Annotated in this window: 24 protein-coding genes and 1 riboswitch; of the genes, 8 read left to right on the forward strand and 16 right to left on the reverse strand. The window is 57.6% G+C overall.

Translation table 11 applies throughout. The features are described 5' to 3' along the window. Window positions 1-30: 30 nt before the first annotated feature. The 3 genes from KOE80_RS11200 to KOE80_RS11210 all read right to left on the reverse strand — a co-directional run bounded on the left by KOE80_RS11200 (window position 31) and on the right by KOE80_RS11210 (window position 2,813). Entirely contained in the window at window positions 31-522 is a 492-nt protein-coding gene (locus KOE80_RS11200; protein ID WP_226349161.1) for a 6,7-dimethyl-8-ribityllumazine synthase, read from the reverse strand. A gap of 97 nt (window positions 523-619) precedes the next feature. Beyond that, window positions 620-762: riboswitch (FMN riboswitch) on the reverse strand. A gap of 33 nt (window positions 763-795) precedes the next feature. Beyond that, complete coding sequence (locus KOE80_RS20445; RefSeq protein WP_226349162.1) at window positions 796-2,136, reverse strand: ATP-binding protein; 1,341 nt, start codon at window positions 2,134-2,136, stop codon at window positions 796-798. After that, window positions 2,133-2,813, reverse strand: a complete 681-nt coding sequence (locus KOE80_RS11210) for a response regulator transcription factor (RefSeq protein ID WP_226349163.1) — start codon at window positions 2,811-2,813, stop codon at window positions 2,133-2,135. Before KOE80_RS11210 ends, KOE80_RS20445 begins: the two co-directional genes overlap by 4 nt. Before the next feature lie 83 nt (window positions 2,814-2,896). Here KOE80_RS11210 and KOE80_RS11215 point away from each other — a divergent pair, with 83 nt between their 5' ends. Continuing rightward, window positions 2,897-4,918: a TonB-dependent receptor domain-containing protein gene (locus tag KOE80_RS11215; protein WP_137430624.1), complete on the forward strand. Its 2,022-nt coding sequence runs from the start codon at window positions 2,897-2,899 to the stop codon at window positions 4,916-4,918. 7 nt (window positions 4,919-4,925) lie between these two features. On the opposite strand, the gene KOE80_RS11220 is transcribed toward KOE80_RS11215, so the two are convergent. Beyond that, window positions 4,926-5,840, reverse strand: coding sequence for a methyltransferase domain-containing protein (locus tag KOE80_RS11220; protein WP_031232879.1), 915 nt, complete (start codon window positions 5,838-5,840; stop codon window positions 4,926-4,928). An 81-nt stretch (window positions 5,841-5,921) separates the two neighbouring features. Between KOE80_RS11220 and KOE80_RS11225 the strand changes: the two genes are divergently transcribed. Beyond that, window positions 5,922-6,671: a ComF family protein gene (locus tag KOE80_RS11225; protein ID WP_226349164.1), complete on the forward strand. Its 750-nt coding sequence runs from the start codon at window positions 5,922-5,924 to the stop codon at window positions 6,669-6,671. Window positions 6,672-6,725: 54 nt separating this feature from the next. Beyond that, window positions 6,726-7,196 carry a tRNA (cytidine(34)-2'-O)-methyltransferase gene (locus KOE80_RS11230; protein ID WP_060185351.1) on the forward strand — a complete coding sequence of 157 codons (471 nt, stop codon included), beginning with the start codon at window positions 6,726-6,728 and terminating at the stop codon, window positions 7,194-7,196. A 148-nt stretch (window positions 7,197-7,344) separates the two neighbouring features. Here KOE80_RS11230 and KOE80_RS11235 read toward each other — a convergent pair whose 3' ends face one another. The 5 genes from KOE80_RS11235 to KOE80_RS11255 form a co-directional block, all read right to left on the reverse strand. Beyond that, a complete protein-coding gene (locus KOE80_RS11235; RefSeq protein ID WP_035270263.1) occupies window positions 7,345-8,343 on the reverse strand; it encodes a Bug family tripartite tricarboxylate transporter substrate binding protein in 999 nt (332 codons plus the stop codon). Between the two features lie 78 nt (window positions 8,344-8,421). Next, the gene (locus KOE80_RS11240; RefSeq protein ID WP_226349165.1) at window positions 8,422-9,474 is read right to left on the reverse strand and encodes an NAD(P)H-dependent glycerol-3-phosphate dehydrogenase; all 1,053 of its coding nucleotides are present in this window, start codon (window positions 9,472-9,474) and stop codon (window positions 8,422-8,424) included. Beyond that, window positions 9,474-9,962 carry a protein-export chaperone SecB gene (secB, locus tag KOE80_RS11245; RefSeq protein ID WP_009458614.1) on the reverse strand — a complete coding sequence of 163 codons (489 nt, stop codon included), beginning with the start codon at window positions 9,960-9,962 and terminating at the stop codon, window positions 9,474-9,476. The genes KOE80_RS11240 and secB overlap by 1 nt, the downstream gene beginning before the upstream one ends. A 39-nt stretch (window positions 9,963-10,001) precedes the next feature. Beyond that, window positions 10,002-10,259: a glutaredoxin 3 gene (gene grxC, locus KOE80_RS11250; protein ID WP_009458616.1), complete on the reverse strand. Its 258-nt coding sequence runs from the start codon at window positions 10,257-10,259 to the stop codon at window positions 10,002-10,004. Window positions 10,260-10,282: 23 nt separating this feature from the next. Next, window positions 10,283-10,630: a rhodanese-like domain-containing protein gene (locus KOE80_RS11255; protein WP_226349166.1), complete on the reverse strand. Its 348-nt coding sequence runs from the start codon at window positions 10,628-10,630 to the stop codon at window positions 10,283-10,285. 161 nt (window positions 10,631-10,791) lie between these two features. On the opposite strand from KOE80_RS11255, the gene gpmA reads away from it, so the two are divergent. The 4 genes from gpmA to KOE80_RS11275 all read left to right on the forward strand — a co-directional run bounded on the left by gpmA (window position 10,792) and on the right by KOE80_RS11275 (window position 15,578). After that, on the forward strand, window positions 10,792-11,538 hold the full coding sequence (gene gpmA / locus KOE80_RS11260; RefSeq protein ID WP_009458620.1) for a 2,3-diphosphoglycerate-dependent phosphoglycerate mutase: 747 nt from the start codon (window positions 10,792-10,794) through the stop codon (window positions 11,536-11,538). Between the two features lie 3 nt (window positions 11,539-11,541). Then, window positions 11,542-13,116 (forward strand): murein hydrolase activator EnvC family protein, encoded by a 1,575-nt coding sequence (locus KOE80_RS11265; RefSeq protein WP_115634451.1) that lies wholly within the window; start codon window positions 11,542-11,544, stop codon window positions 13,114-13,116. A gap of 164 nt (window positions 13,117-13,280) precedes the next feature. Beyond that, window positions 13,281-14,792: a S41 family peptidase gene (locus KOE80_RS11270; RefSeq protein WP_021447177.1), complete on the forward strand. Its 1,512-nt coding sequence runs from the start codon at window positions 13,281-13,283 to the stop codon at window positions 14,790-14,792. 15 nt (window positions 14,793-14,807) lie between these two features. Beyond that, entirely contained in the window at window positions 14,808-15,578 is a 771-nt protein-coding gene (locus KOE80_RS11275) for a HesA/MoeB/ThiF family protein (RefSeq protein ID WP_226349167.1), read from the forward strand. A gap of 19 nt (window positions 15,579-15,597) precedes the next feature. On the opposite strand, the gene KOE80_RS11280 is transcribed toward KOE80_RS11275, so the two are convergent. Continuing rightward, window positions 15,598-16,527, reverse strand: coding sequence for an AraC family transcriptional regulator (locus KOE80_RS11280; RefSeq protein ID WP_226349168.1), 930 nt, complete (start codon window positions 16,525-16,527; stop codon window positions 15,598-15,600). Window positions 16,528-16,722: 195 nt separating this feature from the next. On the opposite strand from KOE80_RS11280, the gene KOE80_RS11285 reads away from it, so the two are divergent. Further along, window positions 16,723-18,177, forward strand: a complete 1,455-nt coding sequence (locus tag KOE80_RS11285; protein ID WP_021447176.1) for an aldehyde dehydrogenase family protein — start codon at window positions 16,723-16,725, stop codon at window positions 18,175-18,177. A 6-nt stretch (window positions 18,178-18,183) separates the two neighbouring features. Here KOE80_RS11285 and KOE80_RS11290 read toward each other — a convergent pair whose 3' ends face one another. The 6 genes from KOE80_RS11290 to KOE80_RS11315 form a co-directional block, all read right to left on the reverse strand. Then, window positions 18,184-18,909 (reverse strand): pyrimidine 5'-nucleotidase, encoded by a 726-nt coding sequence (locus KOE80_RS11290; protein WP_035270278.1) that lies wholly within the window; start codon window positions 18,907-18,909, stop codon window positions 18,184-18,186. A 3-nt stretch (window positions 18,910-18,912) separates the two neighbouring features. Continuing rightward, window positions 18,913-19,809: an acetylglutamate kinase gene (gene argB / locus KOE80_RS11295; RefSeq protein WP_009458643.1), complete on the reverse strand. Its 897-nt coding sequence runs from the start codon at window positions 19,807-19,809 to the stop codon at window positions 18,913-18,915. A 76-nt stretch (window positions 19,810-19,885) separates the two neighbouring features. After that, window positions 19,886-20,386, reverse strand: a complete 501-nt coding sequence (locus KOE80_RS11300) for a peroxiredoxin family protein (protein WP_226349169.1) — start codon at window positions 20,384-20,386, stop codon at window positions 19,886-19,888. Continuing rightward, on the reverse strand, window positions 20,383-21,072 hold the full coding sequence (locus KOE80_RS11305) for a BON domain-containing protein (protein ID WP_226349170.1): 690 nt from the start codon (window positions 21,070-21,072) through the stop codon (window positions 20,383-20,385). Before KOE80_RS11305 ends, KOE80_RS11300 begins: the two co-directional genes overlap by 4 nt. Further along, window positions 21,069-21,662: a phosphoheptose isomerase gene (locus KOE80_RS11310; protein WP_009458645.1), complete on the reverse strand. Its 594-nt coding sequence runs from the start codon at window positions 21,660-21,662 to the stop codon at window positions 21,069-21,071. The genes KOE80_RS11305 and KOE80_RS11310 overlap by 4 nt, the downstream gene beginning before the upstream one ends. A 186-nt stretch (window positions 21,663-21,848) precedes the next feature. Continuing rightward, complete coding sequence (locus KOE80_RS11315; protein WP_035270287.1) at window positions 21,849-22,307, reverse strand: YraN family protein; 459 nt, start codon at window positions 22,305-22,307, stop codon at window positions 21,849-21,851. Window positions 22,308-22,323: the final 16 nt, after the last annotated feature.

The following is a 22,323-nucleotide window of genomic DNA, read 5'->3' on the forward strand; positions in this document are numbered from 1 at the left end:
TGAGGCGGCCTTTTCAGGCCGCCTTGCCGTTTAGAGAGCGGCGACGGATGCCGCAGGCAGTGCTTGCAACTTGCTCACGGTATCCAGGCATGTACGGGCCGCTTCCTGGCCCTTGATTACAAAGTGACGGTGGAAGTAATCGTGGTGCTCTTTGCCATCATGGAAATGGTGAGGAGTCAGCACGACTGAAAACACCGGCACGTTGGTGCTGAGCTGGACTTGCATCAAGCCTTGAATCACTGCGGTAGCCACAAAGTCGTGGCGATAAATACCGCCATCAACCACCAGACCCGCAGCGACAACAGCAGCGTACTGTCCCGATTGGGCTAGACGTTGTGCATGTAGCGGGATTTCAAAGGCGCCGCCCACTTCAAAGAAGTCGATCAGGCTGCTGTCGTGGCCCAGGGCTTTGACTTCGTCGATAAAACCCAGTCGGGCCTGATCCACAATGTCCTTGTGCCAACAAGCTTGAATAAAGGCGATACGGGGAGCCAGAAGATTGGCTGAGGTAATACTGTTCATGTTGATTTCCTGTTTTATGACAACAAAAACAGGGCATGCAGGAAGCAGGATAGCTCAAGCCCATAGCAGGATGACTCCTGTACAGGTTATGAGGGTATCCCGTTCTCTCTTTATCCGGACTATACCGTCGGCCCCGGAATCACACCGGGTCTGCTGTCCCTGACCACAGGTCAGGCGCTCGCGGGCTAGGCTAGTGCCATTACCGCCGGTGGGGACTTGCACCCCGCCCTGAGAACGTAGTTGGCCGGGGAGGCCAACCGGACGAGTTTACCGCTAAACCGTTTTTTTGTCAGAGGCGGGAGCCGCTAGTGGCAGCAAGAGCCTCAGAGTGCAGGGTGCGCCGGGCAGGAACAGGGCCTGGCCACTGTGGCGCAACATAATCTGACGCACAATCGTCAGCCCCAGGCCCGCTCCTTTGCTGGCGCTGTCTTGCTTGTGAAAGCGCTCAAAGGCCAGATGAGCTGTTTGCGCATCCAAGGCTGCACCTTGATCGCTGATATCGATCGCGCATTGGTCTGGCTGTGGGTTATGCAAATGCAAGCTGACCGTGCCTTTGCCATGTGTTAGGGCATTGTCCAGTGCGTTGGCAATGGCTTCGGACAGATCGGCCTCACAGGCTTGAACCGTATCGAGCGAACTATCATCGTGAAATTGGATCTCTCGATTGGCCTGCTCGAAAAGCGGCCATAAGTCTCCCATCACACGGCGGCACAACGGTGCCAGGGCTGTGTGGTCTGTTAGCTCCGTAGCCTGCTCCTGCTTGCGGGCCAGGCTGAGCCATTGGCTGACCAGACGCTGCAAGTGGGTAATATCCTCGCGCAGCAAATCCCAGTCCTGCTCGCTGTGGTGTTCAGCCGTTTGCAGACGCAAGGACATCACAGCTAATGGGGTGCGCAGTTGGTGCGCGGCATCTGCGACCAGTTGTTGTTCATGGTGATAGGCCTGCATCAGGCGGTCCAGACTTTGATTGACGGCCTGTGCCAAGGGGCAAATTTCTTTGGGCAGTTCAGTGACCGGCAAGCGCAGCTCGGGTTGAGCAGGGCCCAGCGTCGCAGCCAGATTTGCCGCTTGTCGTACCGGGCGCAAGGTCCAATGAATCAGCCAGGCGATCAACAACAGACCCAACGCACACACCGGCAGCCACAAAAGCAGTGAGCGCCACATGCGGGTTTGCAGCAAGGCTCCGATCAACTCTCTTTCGCGCTGGTCTCGTTTGGCCACCATCAGGATTTCGCCACTGGGCAGCGTGACCGAAACCGACACCACATAGCCACTGCGATGCTTCAGCCTGAACAAGGCCAGCTCGTCTTCGGGCTGAGCAGGGCGCAGGCGTCGTGGACTTGCCAGATTGGATGAGGCCTGGAGCAGCTCACCCTCGGCGCTGTACAGCGAATAGGACATTTCCCCACCGGCGTACTGACGCGGCAAGCTATCCAATGATTCCGAGGGTTTAAAGTCGCGGGCGATTTCTTCGGCCTGCAAAAACAGGCTGATGCGGCGCAGCTCGTCGCGGGTATCGAACAAGGACAGGGCCAGAGCGCAAAAGCCCAAGGCCAGCATCAGCAGCAGGCTGATCAGTAATCGCCCGCGCAGACTGAAGGCGCGCCTGCTCACAGAGCGCGCAAGCGGTAGCCCACACCGCGCACCGTGTCGATGCAAACCAGGGCATTTTGCTCGCGCAGCTTGCGGCGTAGTTTGGAGATCAACGCTTCGATGGCATTCAGACTGATGTCGGTCTGGTTTTGATAGAGCTGCTCCAGCAAATAATCCTTGACCAGCAAACGGGGGCTGGCCTGCATCAGCTCCAGCAAGAGCAGGCTTTCCCGCCGTGGCAACATCAAGGCTTGGTCATTGACCCAGGCTTGTCGCACTTCAGGCTCGAATCGTAGATTCGCGATCACCAGTTGCTGGTAACGATGGGGCGCAGCCCGCCGCAGGATTGCGCCAAGGCGGGCCTCCAGCTCAACCAGATCAAAGGGTTTGAGCAGATAGTCGTCCGCACCGCCACGCAGCCCTTGTATGCGATTGTGGACGGCATCGCGCGCACTCAAGATCAGGCAGGGCAGGCGCTGGCTGCGATCTGGGCGATGCAGCTGCGCCAGAACTTCCATGCCGTCCATATCGGGTAATCCCAGATCCAGAATCAGGGCATCAAAGCTATGTTCTTGCAGCAGGGCAAGACCAATCCGCCCCGTCGTAGCGGTGCGAATTGCATATCCCTGCCCTTGCAGATGGCTTGCCAACAGGCTCAACAAAGGCCGGTGGTCTTCAATAATCAGAATAGTTTTCATCAGACTACGGTCAGAAACCGGGCTCATGATAGTAGCAAATAGAAATGAGTTTGGTTCGTATTATAAATAATGGAAGAATTCTGATGAAAATGAGAACGGGCCTGCGTTGGCCCTTGGCCGCCTTATCCTTGGCGTGTATGTCCGCCTGGGCTCAGGAACGCAATGAAGTTGAGCAGTTAAGTGCAATCTCGGTGACCGCCTCGGGATTCGCTCAGGAAGTGGTGAGCGCACCAGCCTCTATCACCGTGATTCCGCGCGAGGAGCTGGAGGGGAAACGCTTTGAGTCTTTGGCCGATGCCTTGCGCCAGGTGCCGGGCGTCAGCATTTTAGGTGGCGACAAAGGGGCTATCTCGATTCGCGGCATGGAGTCCGAGCATGTGCTGGTCTTGATTGATGGTCGCCGCCAGGACATGCGTCAGATCACTATGAAGGGTGGGGTGTCTGAGGCTCTGGACATGAACTGGATTCCCCCGCTGGAAGCCATTGAGCGTATCGAAGTGGTGCGTGGCCCCATGTCGACCTTGTACGGCTCTGAGGCTTTGGGCGGAGTCATCAATATTGTGACGCGCAAAGTGGCCGACAAATGGCACGGCTCCTTGACCGGTGGCTATACCTTGCAGGACAGTGGTTCGGCTGGAAATAGCGGCTCGGCTGATTTGTACTTGTCTGGCCCCATCGTGCCGGGGCGCTTGGGCTTGCAGTTCTGGGGCTACCACAAGCAACGTCAGGAAGATCAGGTGTTGAATGGCTTTGCGCGTGCCAAACGTCAAAACGGTACGGTGCGTTTGTGGGCAACCCCCAATAACAATCATGAGTTCATGTTTGAAGCTGGCCGCACGACCCAGCATTTCTGGACCACCCCCGGCAAGTCATTGGCTTTGACGGGCAAGGCCAATGAAAACGAGTACGTGCGCGACAGCTATACGCTGGCCCATACGGGGCGTTGGGGCCGCTTTGATACGGAGCTAAGCCTGAACCGTGAACAAGCCTATCGCGATGGCCCCACTCAAAGCGCCCGCCCTGATCTTCGCAATACCGTGATTGATGGCAAGCTCACCCTGCCTTTGGCCGATCACATGCTGGTGGGTGGTTTTCAGTGGCGCAAAAGCGAGTTGAAGGCCGATGGCTACTACGCCAATCCGAATGGCGCAGGTGTGGATACTTCCGTGCGTGAATACTCCCTGTTCCTGGAAGATGAATGGAGCCTGAGCCCATCCTTCGCCCTGACCGGCGGCGTGCGTATGGACGACAACGAGTTCTATGGCCGTCACTGGACTCCCCGTTTGTACGGTGTCTGGAGTGCGACGGATGCCTGGACGCTGAAAGGCGGGATCGCCAAGGGTTTCAAGTCTCCGACCATCATGCAAAGCAATCCGCAAATCGGTTTGCCGCAGCGTGGCGGTGCTTATACCTGGGGCAATCCGGATCTGGAACCTGAGGTCAGCACCAACGTAGAACTGGGCTTGTACTTTGACGATGGCGGACCGTTGAGCGCCAACGCTACTTTGTTCCACACCCGCTACAAAAACAAGATCGCCAATACCGGCTCGCGTCAGCTGTACTACCCCGATGGCCGTCCTGTGCCACCGGACCCGTATACCAACAGCATGTATAGCACCTACTTCAATATCACTGAAGCACGGGTTCAGGGTCTGGAACTGGGCTTGGCCTATCGCTTTAACGAGCAATGGAAAGTGCGCGGCAGCTATACCTTTACGGACTCCAAGGTGCGTAATGGCAGCGCCACTATCCTGGGCTTTGGCTACCCGCAGTCTGAAGGACAGCCCTTGGTGGCGACCCCACGCAATATGGGCAGCCTGACCGTGGACTGGACGCCGAATGAAGCCGTGTCAGCCTTCTCGACCTTGAACGTGCGTGGTCGGGAAACCAATATTTCCTGGGGACAGGGCGGTGCTGTCAGCGAAAGCATGGGGACGATTGCTACGGTGGATCTGGGAGCTAGCTGGCGTGCCAGAAAAGATCTGAGCTTGAGTGCGGCCGTCTATAACCTGACCGATCGTCGTCGCGACTCGGGTACCAGCGGAGCCTATTCCTATGCGGAAGATGGCCGCCGCTTCTGGTTGCAGGCCGAATACCGTTTCTAAGCGCGGTTTATTCCTGGGGTTTGGGGCGGCGGCTGATTGTGGAGATCGGCACGCTGACCTCGCCCTGGGTGCTGCGACGGCTACGAGCGCGCCAGGCGTGCCCGTAAGCAATTTCCAGACTCAGATGCAAAGTGCCGTCCATATGGCGCTGTTTCTCCAGCGCATTGAGCAGGCGTTGACGCCAGGGCAGGGTGCTCAGGCTGGCCTTGCGTTGTGGGTGCGGATTGCCGCCCAGCAGACGCAAATCATCCAGCAGTTTTTCAGCGCTGCGATACGTCAGCGTCACGACCTCCTGATCCATCACGGGATCAGCAAAACCGTTTTCCAGCAACAGATCGCCAAAGTCGTGCATGTCCACGAATTCCAGCGTTTGGGTGCCCAGATCCGCTTGCTCCATGGCACTGCGCAGCTCGGCAAAAGAGCCGGGACCCAAGCAGGAGAACATGACCAGCGTCTCGGGTTTCAGCAGGCGGTTCCATTCAGCCAGGACTCGATGCGGTTCCGGGTGCCAGTGCAGTGCCATGTTCGACCAGACCAGCTCCTGGCTTTCTGCGGGCAGGCCGCTGTTGGCCATATCGGCTTGAACCCAGTTGGCAGCAGGGGTAGGTTGGTTGCGCAGTTTTTGCCACAGGCTGGGTTTGGATTGGTAGCGCTCGCGGGCAACCTCCAACAGCTTGGCGCTGCGATCCAGACCGGTGTAGTTCATATCCGGGTAGCGGGAACGCAAAGGCTCCAGCGCGTGGCTGGCACCACAGCCGGCATCCAGAATATGAGTGGGTTGCAAGCGCACCAAAGCCAGCCGGGACAACATCCGTTGGGCGACTTCACCATAAAGAAACTGAGCGTGATCCAGGGGAGCGCGGCGATTGAATTGCTGCTCGACGTGGGCGGAGTTGATTGGTAAAGAAGGTAACTGGGACATAGTTGCGCGGACGTTGCTGGCCTGGATCAGTGGCATGTGCTGTGATCGAATCAGCCTGGCTCTGAAAGGTAATGATCTATTATGGCGCATCCCCTGTTTCGGCGCGAGCCGACCCACCGTCTTGTAGGGATTCCACTGTTGGCACGGCCTTGTGTGCTGTGCGGATTGCGTTCGCAAAGTGGCGCACTGTGCCGCTTTTGCCGACACGCGCTGGCAACACCCGCCCAGGATTTGCGCTGCCCTCGTTGTGCTTTGGCCTTGCCGCCCTTGGCTTTACTGGCCTGCCCGGATTGCGGAGCAGGGCAATTGTCCCTGCAAGCGACGGTTGCCGGATTCGATTATGAACATCCTGGCGATATGTTGATACATGCGTTTAAAATTTCCCGTCGGCTGGAAATGGCAGCGGTGTTGGCGGAGCTGATGGTGCAGCAATGGCGTAGGCATGGGCCTGTGCTGAACGCCGCTTGCCGGGTCATTCCAGTGCCTTCGCAGCGTAAAGCCTTGCACCGGCGGGGCTTTAACCCGGCAGCCGTGCTGGCCAAGCGCGTGGCACATGAATTGGGTTTGTCAGCACGTTTGCATATCGTCACGGCGCAGCTACGGCACGAGCAGGCCCAGAAGAACTTGGGGCGTCAGGCTCGCAGGCAGGCCATGCGGGGTGCTTTTAACCTACGGGAGTCGCTACAAGGGTGTGATGTGCTGTTGGTCGATGATGTGCTGACCACAGGGGCCACTTTGGATGCCCTGGCACGGGCCTGCCGTTTGGCGGGCGCACAGTCTGTTTATGCCTTGGTCGCTGCACGAGCTCCCTGGAAATTGAAGGCATCCTAGCCCTGTATACTTCCTCGCTTGTTCGCGGCTTTTTCTGCACTTTTTAGGTTTTTCATGTTTCATATTGTCCTGGTTTCGCCCGAGATCCCTCCCAACACGGGTAACGTCATTCGACTGGCAGCCAATACGGGCTGTGTCCTGCACTTGGTGCGGCCCCTGGGCTTTGAGCTTGAAGACAGCAAGCTGCGTCGTGCCGGGCTGGATTATCACGAGTGGGCGCAGGTGAAGGTACATGACAGCCTGGAAGAAGCCCTCCAGGCCACCGGCTCCGCGCCGGATCGCGCGTTTGCCTTGACTACACGTGGCAGCCATTTGCTGGCTGAGCAAAGCTTTCAGCGGGGTGATGTATTTGTATTTGGCCGCGAAACCGCAGGCTTGTCTGCAGAACAACTGGCCTTGTTTCCCAACGAGCAGCGGATTCGTCTGCCCATGTTGGCGGGGCAACGCAGCTTGAACCTGTCCAATGCCGTGGCGATTTGTGTTTTTGATGCCTGGCGGCAAGCGGGTTACGAAGGTGGGGTTTAAGCTTGTGTAGAGACAGGCCGCAATGGTGTAGTCCTGGGCGACGCCACATTTTTCATTGAACTGCGCGTATTTATTTTTGAGTGATGGCTGCAAAGAAAACGGCCCCGCGAATCTTGAATTTGCAGGGCCGTTTTTTTCGATCTTGTCCTTATTCCAGCGACAGATTCAGGCGTTCAATCACTTCATCCCAACGAGCCTTGTCGGCAATGATCTTGTCCGTCATTTCCTGCGGGGTGGAAGGCTCGGACGAGAAGTAAAAGGCGTTGAGCTTGGCTTTGATGTCGTCGCGTTGCAGGATGGTGGTGATTTCCTGGTTCAGGCGCTTGACCACATCGTCCGAGGTATTGTGGGGCACAAAGAAGGCGTCCCAGGAAATCGCCTCGAAGTTTTCCAGACCGGCTTGTGCCATGGTGTCCAGACCGGGCAGCAATTCGCTGGGCTGCAAGGAGGTTACGGCCAGAGCTTTCACCTTGCCCGCTTCAACCTGGGGCATGGCAATGCCGGGCACCATGAAGGCGGCGTCAATGTCGCCACCAATAATGGCGGTCAGGATTTGTGGAAAGCCCGAGTAGGGGATTTGTTCCAGTTTGATATCAACCGCATGTTCCAGCATGGCCATGGCCAGGTGGGCCGAGCTGCCGGGGCCAACTGAACCGTAGTTCAATTCGCCAGGACGAGATTTCGCCAGGGCAATGAACTCTTCCACCGTGTTGGCGGGCGAGTTGGCCGGCACGACCAGCACGTTGGGGCTGGTGCCAATCATGGAGATGGCCTGCAAGTCTTTCAGCGGGTCGTAGCCCAGCGAGGTCTTGTACAGGGTGGGGGCGGTCACCATGGGACCATTGATGGTCAGCAGCAAGGTGTAGCCGTCGGGCTTGGCATGCGCCACAAAGCGCGTGCCGATATTGCCACCAGCACCAGGACGGTTATCAACAATGACAGTTTGGCCCAAAGCTTGGGACAGGGGCTCGGAAATGGCACGGGCCAGGGCGTCAGGCGAGGAGCCTGCTGGAAAGGGCACGACCATTTGAATCGGGCGCTCAGGCCAGCTGGATTGGGCCAGAGCCGATTGAGCCAGCAAACCAGTGCAGGCCAGCCCCAGGACGGAGCGGATCAGAAGATCACGAGAACGAGCAAGCAATGACATTGTTTTATTCTGAGTAAGAGACGGTTGACTGCAGTTCTGGCAGCGCGGGTGAAGTGCCAGATCGGGCAGACGAAGGTATTAGTGGCCTTCCTGCTTTGCCTCGCGGGTAAGCAAGGCGTGGACAGCTTCGCGCGGGGCCAGTTTTTCAAACAGGATTTGGCAGACCGCGGCGGTAATCGGTAATTCAATCTGGTGCGCTCGGCCCATTTCCAGAACCGAACGGGCACAGCGTACACCTTCAGCGGTAATGCCGGTGGCCAGGATGCTGTCCAGGCTTTCACCAGCACCCAGTGCCAGACCTACTTGGCGATTGCGGGACAATTCGCCCGTAGCCGTCAGGACCAGATCTCCCAGGCCCGCCAGGCCGGAGAAGGTTTCGGCTTGACCACCCAGCGCAACACCCAGGCGCTGCATTTCAGCCAGGCCTCGGGTAATCAGGGCAGCACGGGCGTTATGGCCCAGGCCCAGAGCGTCGGCAATGCCACAGGCAATGGCCATGATGTTTTTGACAGCGCCGCCCACTTCCACGCCGATCATGTCGGTGCTGGTGTACAGGCGCGCTTGCTTGCCATGCAAAGCCTCCAGGGCAATGCCGGCCATATCAGCAGGTTCGCAGGCCAGTGTCAGCGCAACAGGCAGGCCTTTAGCCACTTCCAGGGCGAACGAAGGGCCAGAGAGCACGGCACGGCCTAGCCAGGGATGGTCGGGCAGGCTTTCACGCACAATTTGGTGGGGTAACAAACCGCTTTCCTGATGGAAGCCTTTACAGGTCCAGACCAGCAGGACGGGATGGCGGCGTGTGGCAGGCAGGTACTGCGCCAGATCCACACAGGTTTGCGCCAGACCACGCACAGGCACGCCCAGAATCAGCAGGGCAGGGCCGGTGTCATCAGCCAGGGCAAACTCCATGACTTGCTGCAGGCTGTCGCTGGCCTGTAGCGAGTCGGGCAGCACGACATCGGGCAGGTAGGCTGGATTGCGATGATCCTGCCCGATGGCTTGTGCGGTTGATGCTTTGCGCGCCCATACCATCGTGGGAGCCTGGGTGCTGGCCAGAGCGGCCAAGGCCGTTCCCCAGCTGCCTGCGCCCAGGACTGCAACACGAACAGGAGTGTGCGCGCTTGACATCATCAGGCCTGCAAAGGCTGGCCGTCAGCGGGGGCGGCTTGCTGGGCCAGACGCTGCTCGTACAGGGACTGGAAGTTCACTTCAGTCAGGTGCAGGGCAGGCAGGGACGTGCGGTTGATGGCGTCGGCCACGGCAGCGCGCAAGTAGGGGTACAGCATGGTGGGGCACACAATGCCCAGCAGGGGTTCGAGCTGCTCTTCAGGAATGTTGGCAGCTTCAAAGATACCGGCTTGGGTGGCTTCGACCAGGTACATGACCTTGTCGCCAATGCGTGTGGTCACAGTAGCGGTGACGGTGCTTTCGTAGACGGTGTCAGCCAGGCGTTGGCCGCCTACATTGATGGACACTTCCACGGAAGGGGCCTCTTGCTCCAGAAAGATCTGGGGAGCGTTGGGCATTTCGATGGACAGGTCTTTGATGTAGGTGCGCTGCAGGCTGAAGCTGGGTTGTTGAGCTTCCTGGTCAGCGGCTGGGGTGTTCTGGTCGGCCATGGGTGATCCTATGGGATAAAAAAATTGTTAGAAAAAAAATCAGGCAGCCAGCAGAGGCAGCAGGCCACCTTCGCGGTCCAAAGCGGCCAGATCATCGTAGCCACCTACATGGGTGTCGCCAATGTAGATTTGGGGAACGGTACGCCGACCGGTGCGCTCCATCATGAGAGCGCGCTGTTCGGGTTCGCGATCAATCATGATTTTATTGATTTCAGTTACGCCGCGTTGCTTGAGCAGCATTTCAGCGCGCACACAATAAGGGCACACCATTGTGGAGTACATCGTGACTTTTGCCATGAGAGCCTCGTAGAAGGGGGAGCTTACGATTTTTTGACGGGCAGACTGGACTGCAGCCAGCCTTGAATACCGCCTTGCAATGTGTAGGCTTCGTTGATGCCGTGCTTGCGCAGGACGGCCACGCTGCGCGGAGCGCTGCGACCGGTATCGCACACCAGAATGACAGGCTTGTCTTTGGGCAGTGTGCTGGCCTTGGCGTCAAGGTCGGCAGCAGGAATGTTGCGAGATTGTGCAATTGCCCCGGCCTTGAACTGATCGGCGCTGCGCAGATCAATCAAAATAGCGTCTTTCTGGTTTACCATCTGTACCGCTTCCGAGCTTGAAACTGCGCGTCCCGCACGGCCTTTGAAAAAGCTGGGTATTAACAGCATAATGCCGGCAAGCACCGCAATTGCTAAAATTAGAAGATTGTTCTGACTTAAGATGAAGTCCACGTTAAATCCTGTTGATTACCAAGAAAAGCAAGAAAAAAGGGCAAGATCACACGATTATAGAGTGGCGCCAATTTTTCAACCTCGAGGCTGTTTTTACCATGTATAAACTTGTACTGATGCGGCACGGCGAAAGCCAGTGGAACCTGGAGAACCGGTTTACTGGCTGGACCGATGTCGATCTTACCGAAACCGGGCGTCAACAGGCAAAGCAGGCCGGTGATCTGCTTAAAGAAAACGGTTTTGAGTTCGACCTGGCTTTCGCCTCGGTCCTCAAGCGCGCTATCCGTACCTTGTGGATCGCCCTGGATTCGATGGACGCCATGCACACCCCCATAGGTTTGAGCTGGCGCCTGAACGAACGCCATTATGGTGCTTTACAGGGCTTAAATAAAGCCGAAACCGCACAAAAGTACGGTGAGGATCAAGTCCTGGTCTGGCGTCGTGCCTACGCAATCGCTCCCGAGCCCGTCGCTGAAGACGATCCACGCAATCCGCGTTTTGATGCTCGCTACGCTCGTGTGCCAGCTGATCAGCTGCCTCGCACCGAGTGCTTGCAAGACACCGTAGCCCGCGTGGTTCCTTTCTGGGACGAGTCCATTGCTCCTGCAATCCGCTCCGGCCGTCGCGTTCTGGTGACGGCTCACGGCAACAGCTTGCGCGCGCTGATCAAGCACCTGGACGGCATCTCTGACGAGGACATCGTTCACCTGAATATTCCTACCGGCCAGCCTTTGGTGTACGAGCTGGACGAAAACCTGCGTCCTATCCGTCATTACTACCTGGGCGACCAGGAAGCGATTGCGGCTCAGATGCAAGCCGTGGCCAATCAGGGCAAGGCGCAGTAAATAATGTGGCGCTACAGCGTTTGCCTGTTGCTGGCAGCCTGGACCTTACCGGCCCTGGCTGCTGATCCGGACTTGGCCGCCCGCCAGGCCCAGGCTCAAAAGCAGCAGGCAGAGCTGCGCCAGAAGATCGAATCGCTGCGCAAAACCATCGACACCAGCGAAAGCTCGCGTCGTGACGCCGCCAATGCCTTGCGCGAATCCGAGCAGGCTATTTCCGATATCGATCGCACGCTGGCTCAGATTGAGCAGCGGCAGGAACAATTGCACCAGCAGCTAGGTACGCTGGGCAAACAGATCAGCGAACAGCAAGTGATCAAAGAGCAACGTCAGCAGGAGCTGGCCGAGCAATTACGAGCGCAATACGCCAATGGTGTGTCGCCCTGGTCTGCCCTCTTGTCGGGTGATGATCCCAACGCCATTAACCGCGAATTGCATTACCTGGGCTATGTCTCGCGTCAGCAGACCGAGCAGGTTCATAAAGTACGTCGCACCGTAGAGCGTCTGGATCGCTTGCAGACCCAGGTTGCCGCGCGTGAGAAAGAGCAGGAGCAACTGGCCAAGGAGGCCGCGGCTCAGAAGGAAGCTCTGGAAGAACAAAAAGAAAAACGAGCCAAGGTGGTGGCTGACATCAGCGCCGAGCTGGAACGCCAGCGCGGTCAGGCTGCCAACCTGCAAAGTAATGACAAACGGCTGGGAGATTTGATCTCCGGCCTGGAAACTGAAATTGCCCGACAGGCCGAGCTGGCCCGTCGCGCCGAAGAACAACGCCGACGGGAAGCGGCGCGCCGTGCAGAGGAAGCGCGCAAAGCCGAGCTGGCTCGTCAGCAAGAGTTGCAGCGTAAAGCCAAACAAGAGCAGGCCGCCCGTGAACAGGCGCGTCTGGAGCGCGAGCGGGAGTTGCTGGAGCGGGCTCGTGCCACGCAACCGCCTTTGCCTGCGGCCTTGCCACCTAGCAAGCCGGAACCTGCTGCGCCACAGAAGCCAGATCCGGAACCCATGATTCCGCGTCCACCGCTGACCTACACGCCGCCGACCGCGAACGAGCGTCTCTTGTCAGACAGCCTGGAAGCGTCGTCCGAGCCTAGCGAGCCGATCAGCAAACCAGCCGCTCCCAAAGTGCGCGAGGTTCAGGTCGTTGAGGAGCCCGTCGAGCAGGCATCTGCTCCCGCCTTGGAACCAGAAGGTGGTTTCCAGGGTCTGAAACGTGGCTTGCCTTATCCGGTACGCGGCGAAATGCAAGGCAAGTTCGGGGCTGAACGTCCTGATGGCGGCATTTGGCGCGGTATTGTGTTGCGAGCACAGGCCGGCACCACGGTTCGCGCGGTAGCTCCAGGCCGAGTGGTTTTTGCCAGCTGGATGACCGGTTTTGGTAATTTGCTGATTATTGATCATGGTCGCGATTACTTGAGTGTCTATGCCTATAACCAGAGCACCCTCAAGCAAGTAGGCGATATTGTGGGGCGTGGGGATGCGGTTGCGCGGGTGGGAGCCACCGGCGGCCAGGTTGAACCCGGCCTGTACTTCGAGTTGCGCCATCAAGGCAAGCCAATCAATCCGCAGGTTTGGTTAGGTTCCTAAGCCACTTTTGCCTGCGGTGCTTACGTTTGCTCGCATTTGTTGCGCGGGGTAGCGACTCCAGCCCAGTTCACGCTGGTCGACGCTTTACGCTACTCTTATAATGCATGGTCGGGTCAGCTCCGGGAGGTGGCCCCGTCTTGAATCTGAAAATAATGGGAATGTGCATGAGCACTCGAAGGATTGGCAGCATTGGTCTAGTGGCAGCAGGTGCTGTGGGCGGTATCTTGATCAGCCTGGGCATTACTGCGGTCGCTCAACGCGGCGAGCCATTGCCTTTGCGCGAACTGCAGCAGTTCGCCAATGTGTTCGCTGCCATCAAGAACACGTATGTGGAGCCCCTGACGGATCAGGCCCTGGTCAATAACGCGATCAAGGGTTTGTTTACCGATCTGGATCCGCACTCGGCCTATCTGGATGCCGACGCTTTCAAGGAAATGGAAGCCATGACCCAAGGCGGGTTCGGCGGTCTAGGCATAGAGATTGGTAGCGAAGACGGGATGCCTAAAGTTATCTCGCCTATCGAGGATACGCCTGCGGCGCGCGCCGGTATTCTGGCGGGCGACATCATCACGCACATCAATGGCAAACCCACCAAGGATTTGAGCCTGAATGATGCCGTCAAGCAAATGCGTGGCGAGCCCAAAACCTCTATCAAGCTGACTATCCGTCGTGCCGGACGTGACAAGCCGCTGGAGTTCAACCTGGTGCGTGATGTCATCAAGGTACGCAGTGTGCGCTCCAAGATGCTGGCTGACGATGTGGCCTATGTACGCATTGCCCAGTTCCAGGAACGTACCGCTGCTGATCTGGTCAAGCAGTTGTCCGAGGTTCATAAAGGCCCAGGCGCACCAAAAGGCTTGGTGATTGACCTGCGTAACGACCCCGGTGGCTTGCTGGAAAGCGCTATCGGCGTGACTTCCGCCTTCCTGGATTCGGGTGATCTGGTGGTTTCCACCAAGGGCCGTATTCCTTCCTCCAACCGCGAGTACTACGTCAAATCCATGCAGTCCGTTCTGGGCGAGCTGGATACGGACGCGGATGTTCTGAAGAAACTGGATTGGCTCAAGAACGTGCCTATCGTGGTGCTGGTAAATGTGGGTTCGGCCTCGGCGTCGGAAATTGTGGCCGGTGCTTTGCAAGACCACAAACGCGCCACCATTATCGGTAACCGCACCTTCGGCAAGGGCTCGGTGCAAAGTGTGGTCCCTCTGTCCGAGGAATCGGGCCTGAAACTGACGACTGCCTTGTACTACACACCTAACGGTACTTCTATTCAGGTAACGGGCGTACAGCCGGACGTGGTCGTGGATGACACCGCCCAGGGCAATCTGTTCCGCCTGCCGCGTGAAGTGGACTTGAAGCGTCACCTGGTCAACAGCAAGGTGGATGAAACTACCGAAGAAGAACAGCCTGATCTGGGCATGAGCCCGGAGTTCAAGATGTTTGAATTCGGTGGTGACGACGACTTCCAGTTGCAGCAAGCGCTGAACCATCTGGCTGGCCGTCCTGTGATCAAGAATGATCCAGCCAAAGTAGCTGCCGCCAAGGAAGCGGCTGCCAAGCGCGAAAAGGAAGTGGAGTCCGAGTCGCCGGAAAAAAAAAGTCCCCTGAGTCAGCAACCCAGCGTTGAGCGGTTCCGAATCACCCCCAAGGGGCTCGAACCGGTAAAGCCGTAAACACAGGTTCCTGACGTGGAAGATCAGCAATTACTGCGCTATGCGCGGCATATTCTGCTCGATGAGTTCGGGGTAGAAGCGCAGGAGCGGATTCTGGCTTCTCGCATTCTGGTCGTTGGAGCCGGGGGACTGGGTTCCCCCGTGGTGGCTTATCTGGCGGCCTCGGGTGTGGGCTCCATCATTTTGGTGGATGATGACCAGGTGGAACTGAGCAATCTGCAGCGTCAGATTGCTCACACCACCGATCGTCTGGGCTGGGACAAGGTTGAATCTGCCAAGCTGCATATCGAGCAGCTCAATCCCGAAGTGAAGGTGACACCCGTCGTTCAGCGTCTGGACGAAGCGGGCTTGATGCATTGGGTTCAGCAAGTGGATCTGGTGCTGGATTGCTGCGACAACTTCGCAACCCGCCATGCGATCAACCGTGCTTGCGTGGCATTACGTAAACCTTTGGTGTCAGGTGCAGCGATTCGCTTTTCGGGTCAGGTCAGTACTTACGACTTGCGTCAGCCCGAAGCTCCTTGCTACCACTGTCTGTTCCCTGAAGCGGACGACGTCGAGGAACTGCGTTGCGCCACTACAGGCGTTTTGTCGCCCTTGTTGGGTATGGTGGGCAGCGCACAGGCGGTTGAAGCCTTGAAGCTGTTAGGCGGCTTCGGAGAGCCTTTGGTGGGCCGTTTGCTAAGTGTGGATGCCTTCAATATGAATTGGCATACCGTACGTTTCCGCAAAGATCCGGCTTGCCCGGTATGCGGTTCAGCGGCTGAACACGCCGATCACACTTGATCTGTTTCTGATCTCTGCTTCACGACTTCAGGCCATGAGCATGAAAATGGCCTGGCGTGATGCCAAAGCGCCGTCTAAATTGGCGGTGAAAGTAGGACAGATCTGAAAACCCTACTGAATAGGCTATTTGCGCCACCGTGTTTGACGGTGTCTGGCGCAACAGCTGTGCGGCTGCATCCAGCCGCAGCTGCATTAACTGGACTGTAAAAGTACTTCCCTGTGCTTTGAACAGTTCCTGAACGGTACGCGGTGCCATACCCAGGTGCTTGGACAGGGCTGCAATATTCAAGGCGGGATCACCCAGTCGATCAGACAGATAGCCCAATGCATCTTCGTACCGAGCTGTGCCTGGGGCAGGCGGGGCAGAGCGCCGCTCGTTAATGCTCATGGCCAGCAGGTCGCGCAGACAACGCCAGGCCTGATCGTGCTGATTCGCCCGCAAGTCATCGGCAGACAGCAGCAGGCCTTGCAGATAGTGTTCCAGCAAGTGCAGGCTGGCGCCTTGCGCCAGGGGCTGGGCGACCACGTCATTCAAAGGGCCGGTATAGGGCAACAGCCCATCCAGCGGCAAACGCAGCGTGGTCATAATGACCTCGTCCACAAAATCCAGTGTGAAGGGGCTAGTGCCTATATTCAGGCTCAGGCTCCCGGCGGGGAGCCATTGCTCACGCCCGTTCTGAATCAGGCGGCAGTGGCCTTGTTGATGCACATTCAAGAACAACCAGGGCTGATCCGTTTGCGGCCTGCTTGTGCTGACCCGATAGGGCTGAGCGGTCAGCCGGTTGATCGCTACCTCCCCCAGACGTTGCGAGCGCAAGGTGCCATGAAAGTTTTGTCCGTGGCACTGCGTTTGCACATGCTGAAAGGACAGTGAAATGGCTTGAGTCCAGAGCTTGGCGCCTTGTCCGGGTGGCAAAGCCTGCGTATCCCAGTGGTAGTTCGTGCTCATGCGTTTTTTTCCGTCTTCTGCGCCATTGTCCAGATTGGGCTGCGCCCCAGTCCACGACACAGAGAGGCATTCGGCTCAAGAATAGTATCTAAGACAGTACTGCATGGTGAGCTATGGCGCACCTCGGTGGCTATCGGGTTTAACCATGAAGGGTGCCCAAAGCGCACCTGGAGACAACACAGGAAAGGAGCAGTCATGACAGAGCAGCTAAAGCAGGTCTACCCCTACATCAACGGACAGGCCTGGAAATCAGAAGGTCAGTTGCATAAGGACCTGGTCAATCCCTATACGGGCAAACCGCTGGCTCGCGTTTTTCTGGCGACCAAACAGGACATTGAAGAAGCGCTAGCCAGTGCAGAACGTGCACAGCGCATCTGGGGCAAGATGCTGGCCCGTGAACGTGAAGCGATTTTGTGCCGTGCGGCTGACATTGTGGAACGCCGTCGCGACGACATCGTGCGTGTGCTGGTTGAAGAGGGCGGTAACGTCTTTGGCAAGGCCATGTTCGAGTGCGATTACATCGTCAGCACCTTCCGTATTGCCGCCGGTCAGACCCGCGATATTCGGGGTGAAACCATGCCGTCGGACCTGCCAGGGCGTATTTCCATGAGCATTCGTCGTCCTTTGGGCGTGGTGGCTGGGATCGGGCCTTTCAATGCACCTTTGCTGCTCAATGGCAAGAAGTTGGCCCCGGCACTGGCGGCGGGTAACAGTTTCATCCTGAAGCCTTCGCCGCATACGCCTATGGCTGCCTTGATGTTTGCCGAGATTCTGGAAGAAGCCGGTCTGCCTCCCGGTGTGTTGACCGTTCTGCTGACCACCGACGAAGCTCTGGGCGATACCTTGTTCTCTGATCCGCGCGTCAAACTGGTGACTTTCACGGGCTCGGCTCGAGTGGGTCGTATCCTGGCGGATCTGGCTGGTCGCCATCAAAAGCGCATTGTGCTGGAGTTGGGTGGTAAAAGCCCGGTCGTGGTGCTGGATGATGCCACGCTGGATTACGCTGTGCGCTCCGCCGCTTTCGGCATCTATTTCAATCAGGGCCAGGTGTGCATGGCCAACTCGCGCATCATTGTGGAGCAGGGCATTTACGATGCGTTCTGCGAAGCCTTTGCCAAGCAGGTGGCTCGTATTCCTACTGGTGATCCTGCTTTGCCACAAACCGCGGTTGGTCCGCTGATCAGTTCCGAACAGGCTGATTTTGTGCAGGCCCACATTCAGGACGCCGTCTCCAAGGGGGCAACCTTGCTGGCAGGTGGTGGCCGCGAAGGCAATGTGATCCAGCCTACGGCCTTGTGCGATGTGACCCCGGACATGCATCTGTACCACGAGGAGACTTTTGGGCCTGTGGCTGCCATTTATAAGGCGCGTGACTATGAGCATGCTCTGGAAATGGCTAATGATACGTCCTACGGCTTGTCCTCTGCCATTCTGACCAACGATCTGCAAAAGGCCATGGATTTTGCCGAGCGTATCGAGGCAGGTTCGGTCCACATCAACGACAACTCCTTTGATGATGATCCGAATGCGCCTTTCGGTGGCTTCAAGGACAGTGGCTACGGCAAGGAAAATGGCCGCTACTCGATTGCGGACATGACCGAATTGAAGTGGGTCACCATTCAGCAAGGGGAGCGCCAGCTGGCGTTCTAAGCAGGCCTAGGGACGTGGCCAGTTCTTGACCAGTTGCGCGATGCGGTTGATGCGATGGTCAACATACGGGCTGCGTCCATGATACAGAGCGCTGAATGGAGTGCCTGCGTTATAGATATGGATGGTTTGCATCCCTAACTGGCGGGCACTTTTCAAATTGCGCAGGGTGTCTTCGACCAGAACAATGTCGCGGGCCTGGGATTTCAGCACAGCCAGAGCCTGCTTCATCAATGCCTGAGAGGGCTTGGGGCGATAACGGCCTTGCAGCTGCATATGCTCGATGGCCCATAGCCCGTCAAAGACAGGCAGCAGATTCAGGGCTTTCAAGACGCGCTGTGCGTACTCCAGCGGTGCATTGGTCAGCAGCAGTTTGTAGCCAGGCAGACGGCGCAATTGGTAGGCCAGGCCTGGTTCGGCGCTGATCAGGGAAGGCACGTCAAAGTCGTGAGCGTGTCTCAGGAATGTCGCCGGGTCTGCTCCGTGGTGGCGTTGCAGGCCGATCATGGTGGCGCCGTAGCGTTTCCAGTATTCCAGACGCAGCCGGTCGGCCTCGTCCATATCCACGCCCAGCGTTTGCGCCACGCCGATGCGCATGCGTCCATCAATCGCCTGGAAAATGCCTTTGGAGGCATTGTGCAGGGTGTTATCCAGATCAAACAGCCAGATGGTTTCATCTGGCTGACAGGCTGACAAAGGCCGTGCCCAGGCATGGGCACGGATAGGAGCGCGCACGGATTAGTGCGAGCTGATCATGGTGCCCACACCACGGTCAGTCAGGATTTCCAGCAACAGGCAGTGAGGGACACGGCCATCAATGACATGTACGGAGTTGACGCCATTGCGCGCTGCATCCAGGGCCGAAGAGATCTTGGGCAGCATACCGCCGGAGATGGTGCCATCAGCGAACAGTTCGTCGATGGTCTGAGCTGACAGGCGACGCAACAGTTGACCTGCCTTGTCCAGCACACCGGGAGTGTTGGTCAGCATGACCAGTTTTTCAGCGCTAAGCACTTCGGCCATCTTGCCGGCAACGACGTCGGCATTGATGTTGTAGGCCTGACCGTCCTCACCGTATCCAATTGAGGAGATCACGGGGATGAACTGATCGTCCTGCAGGGCTTTGACCACTTCTGGCTGGATGCTTTCAATATCACCCACAAAACCAATATCCAGCAGCTCGCCAGGATGCTCGGCATCCGGCAGCATTTTCTTGGTGACGCGAATCATGCCACCGTCTTTACCGGTCAGGCCCACGGCCTTGCCACCGGCTTCATTAATCATCATCACGATGTCTTGCTGCACCTGCCCGCCCAGCACCCACTCCACCACTTCCATGGTTTCGGCATCGGTGACACGCATGCCCTGAATAAAGGTGCCTTCTTTGCCCACTCGCTTGAGCGCGTCATTGATCTGGGGGCCGCCACCGTGCACCACAACGGGGTTCAGGCCAACCAGCTTGAGCAAGACGACGTCATGGGCAAAGCTGCGCTGCAACGCTTCTTCAGTCATGGCGTTGCCACCGTATTTGATGACGACGGTCTTGCCGTGGAAACGACGAATATAGGGCAGGGCCTCGGACAAAACTTCTGCTTTGACGGTCGAGGAGTAATTCTGCGAATCTGTGGTGCTCATTGATGCGCTCACTTGAAGAAAACCCGGGTCCACTGCTGGTACCCGGGGTTATGTGGCTGGGGGCAGAAACAGGCTTTTAGCTGCTGGCCAGGGCTTTTTCGACGGTGGCAATGAATTCCTGCTTGTCGTAGTTACCCAGGTAGCGCTTGATGATGTGGCCCTGTTTGTCGAGTAAAAAGGCAGTGGGCGTCAAACGGACGTCCCCAAAAGCCTTGGCGATTTCGCCCTTGTCGTCATGGACAACCGTGAACGGCAGTTGGCGGGATTGGGTGAAGTTGCGCACGTAGTTGATGGGGTCGTGCTTCATGGCCACGGCAACAATATCGAACCCTTTGCCGGACATGGCATTGAAGTTCTCAATGTTGTCAGGCATTTGCGCCACGCAAGTGGTGCAGTCCGTGGCCCAGAACTTCACCAGGACGACCTTGCCTTGCAAGTCTTTGGTTTCAAAGTGCTTGCCATTCAGATCGGTAAAGGCGACATCCGGGGCGCTGGCCTTGGCGCTGCCGGACATGGTCCAGACGCCCAGACCCACGGCAATGGCAACAGCAAGGGCAATGATGACTACTTTTTTCATTGGACGGGCATGACTTCTACAGAGGAGGCGGGCGCAGGCTCAGTTGCAGGGGCCGCTGTGCCAGAACTATTGCTTGGCTGATTATTGGTGCTCAAAGGCTGTGCCAGGCTTTCGGCGCTGACGTATTCAAAGAGCTTGGCCACCTTGTTCACGCCAGGGACGCTGGAGGCAGCAATCGCGGCGCGTTCGCCTTCTTCACGGGTGACGCGACCCAGCAGATAGACCACGCCACGCTCGGTGGTGGTGGAGATCGTGCGGCTGGGAACGTCTTTGGCGTTCAGCAAGGCGGTGCTGACTCGGGTGGTGATCCAGGAGTCATTCGAGCGTACGCCCAAGGGGGTAGGTTCACCCACACGCAGCTCGTTGACCACGCGGATTACCTTATCAACTTTGGAAACCAGGCGAGCGGCTTCTTCCTTGTCGGCCTGGGTAGGCACATCACCCGTCAGCAGGGCAACCCCGGCGTAAGACGTGGTATTGATGCGGCCTTCCTTGTTTTCCAGCAGGCGGCGTGTTTCCGCACCGGCTTTCATGACAATGGTTTTGTCCTCGACCTGCTCGCCCGTAGTGCGGCGGTCGGTAGCGACAACGGCGGTTGTGGCAGCAGCGCCGCCAACGACCAGCAGACCGCAACCGGTCAGCGTAGTGCTGGCCAGCAAGGCGGCCAGAATCAAACGGTGTTTCATAGTGGATCTCCGAGCAGCAGCGCATCAATGCCATCGCACATAGCGTGCAACAGAACAATGTGTACTTCCTGAATACGCATGGTTCGATCGTGCGGGACGCACAGATGGATGTCGGTATCCGAAAGCAGGTCGGCGATTTGTCCGCCGCCCTTGCCAGTCAGGGCAATGATGACCATATCGCGCTCGCGAGCCGCTTCGATGGCGCGGATTACGTTTGGCGAATTGCCGCTGGTGGAGATGGCCACCAGAATATCGCCAGTCTGGCCCAAGGCACTGACCTGGCGTTCAAAGATGCTGTCAAAGCCATAGTCATTACCCACCGCCGTCATGATGGAGGTGTCGGTATTCAAGGCAATGCCAGCCAGGGGCAAACGGTCGCGCTCAAAGCGGCCCACCAGCTCAGCAATAAAGTGCTGGGCGTCGGCTGCTGATCCGCCGTTTCCGCAGGCCAGAATCTTGCCGTCGTTGGCCAGGGTGGCAAACAACAGCTCGACAGCGGCGGCCAAAGGTTCGGCCAGTTCGCGTGTGCTGGCTTTGAGAGTATCGACGGAATCGTCGAAATGCGAAGTCATTAAGGCGATAAGGTCCATAGCGCGCATTATCGCACGGAGAATTTCCCCGTGGGGCAGGCAGATCGTGTCATGTTGAAAAAAACGCCACGGTATTGAAACCAGATGCTGTAACAGGGCCGAAATACGGCGTGGCGGCTGGGTTTTTTGTATAGGACAGCGTTCTTGTCTGAAAATTCCCAGGGCGGCTTTGCTGCTTTTTATTTTTCAGCGCTGCTCGAAGGCGTTCTGGATCCAGGTCAGGGTGTCGTCTTCAATGGCGATAACGTCAAATCGGCAGGCCGGCAGCCTGCCCTGGAAATAGCGCTGGCATAGCGTCGGCAGCCATTGTTGGGCTGTCAGGATCAAGCGCCGTTGCTTGTCCCGGTTTACACTGGCAAGCGCCCCGCCGTAGCCCTTGTGATTGCGCTGGCGCACTTCCAGAAAGACAAGATGATCTTGATGCCACAGAACCAGGTCAATCTCCCCAAAGCGAGCACCCAGTTGACGGGCCAGAATATGGGCACCCTGCGCGGTGACATGATCGCAGGCGCGCTGTTCAGCCTGGTCGCCGCATTGCTGGCTGGGAGAGCGCCGTGGCCTGTCCTTTCGGGCTGCAGGACGACTACGCTGTTTGCGCCGCAGTTGCCGGTTTTGAGCCTGGCGAGCGTATTCAAAGGGATTCATAGGGATACACGATGAT

It is taken from the genome of Alcaligenes sp. 13f (assembly GCF_020496585.1).
Taxonomy (GTDB): Bacteria; Pseudomonadota; Gammaproteobacteria; order Burkholderiales; family Burkholderiaceae_B; genus Alcaligenes; species Alcaligenes phenolicus.

Excerpts from the sequence above, each read along its gene's own strand:
- KOE80_RS11200 (WP_226349161.1), bottom strand. The coding sequence starts at position 522 with ATGAACAGTATTACCTCAGCCAATCTTCTGGCTCCCCGTATCGCCTTT.
- KOE80_RS11210 (WP_226349163.1), bottom strand. The coding sequence starts at position 2,813 with ATGAAAACTATTCTGATTATTGAAGACCACCGGCCTTTGTTGAGCCTG.
- KOE80_RS11215 (WP_137430624.1), top strand. The coding sequence starts at position 2,897 with ATGAAAATGAGAACGGGCCTGCGTTGGCCCTTGGCCGCCTTATCCTTG.
- KOE80_RS11220 (WP_031232879.1), bottom strand. The coding sequence starts at position 5,840 with ATGTCCCAGTTACCTTCTTTACCAATCAACTCCGCCCACGTCGAGCAG.
- KOE80_RS11225 (WP_226349164.1), top strand. The coding sequence starts at position 5,922 with ATGGCGCATCCCCTGTTTCGGCGCGAGCCGACCCACCGTCTTGTAGGG.
- KOE80_RS11230 (WP_060185351.1), top strand. The coding sequence starts at position 6,726 with ATGTTTCATATTGTCCTGGTTTCGCCCGAGATCCCTCCCAACACGGGT.
- KOE80_RS11235 (WP_035270263.1), bottom strand. The coding sequence starts at position 8,343 with ATGTCATTGCTTGCTCGTTCTCGTGATCTTCTGATCCGCTCCGTCCTG.
- KOE80_RS11240 (WP_226349165.1), bottom strand. The coding sequence starts at position 9,474 with ATGATGTCAAGCGCGCACACTCCTGTTCGTGTTGCAGTCCTGGGCGCA.
- secB (WP_009458614.1), bottom strand. The coding sequence starts at position 9,962 with ATGGCCGACCAGAACACCCCAGCCGCTGACCAGGAAGCTCAACAACCC.
- grxC (WP_009458616.1), bottom strand. The coding sequence starts at position 10,259 with ATGGCAAAAGTCACGATGTACTCCACAATGGTGTGCCCTTATTGTGTG.
- KOE80_RS11255 (WP_226349166.1), bottom strand. The coding sequence starts at position 10,630 with ATGCTGTTAATACCCAGCTTTTTCAAAGGCCGTGCGGGACGCGCAGTT.
- gpmA (WP_009458620.1), top strand. The coding sequence starts at position 10,792 with ATGTATAAACTTGTACTGATGCGGCACGGCGAAAGCCAGTGGAACCTG.
- KOE80_RS11265 (WP_115634451.1), top strand. The coding sequence starts at position 11,542 with ATGTGGCGCTACAGCGTTTGCCTGTTGCTGGCAGCCTGGACCTTACCG.
- KOE80_RS11270 (WP_021447177.1), top strand. The coding sequence starts at position 13,281 with ATGAGCACTCGAAGGATTGGCAGCATTGGTCTAGTGGCAGCAGGTGCT.
- KOE80_RS11280 (WP_226349168.1), bottom strand. The coding sequence starts at position 16,527 with ATGAGCACGAACTACCACTGGGATACGCAGGCTTTGCCACCCGGACAA.
- KOE80_RS11285 (WP_021447176.1), top strand. The coding sequence starts at position 16,723 with ATGACAGAGCAGCTAAAGCAGGTCTACCCCTACATCAACGGACAGGCC.
- argB (WP_009458643.1), bottom strand. The coding sequence starts at position 19,809 with ATGAGCACCACAGATTCGCAGAATTACTCCTCGACCGTCAAAGCAGAA.
- KOE80_RS11300 (WP_226349169.1), bottom strand. The coding sequence starts at position 20,386 with ATGAAAAAAGTAGTCATCATTGCCCTTGCTGTTGCCATTGCCGTGGGT.
- KOE80_RS11305 (WP_226349170.1), bottom strand. The coding sequence starts at position 21,072 with ATGAAACACCGTTTGATTCTGGCCGCCTTGCTGGCCAGCACTACGCTG.
- KOE80_RS11310 (WP_009458645.1), bottom strand. The coding sequence starts at position 21,662 with ATGGACCTTATCGCCTTAATGACTTCGCATTTCGACGATTCCGTCGAT.
- KOE80_RS11315 (WP_035270287.1), bottom strand. The coding sequence starts at position 22,307 with ATGAATCCCTTTGAATACGCTCGCCAGGCTCAAAACCGGCAACTGCGG.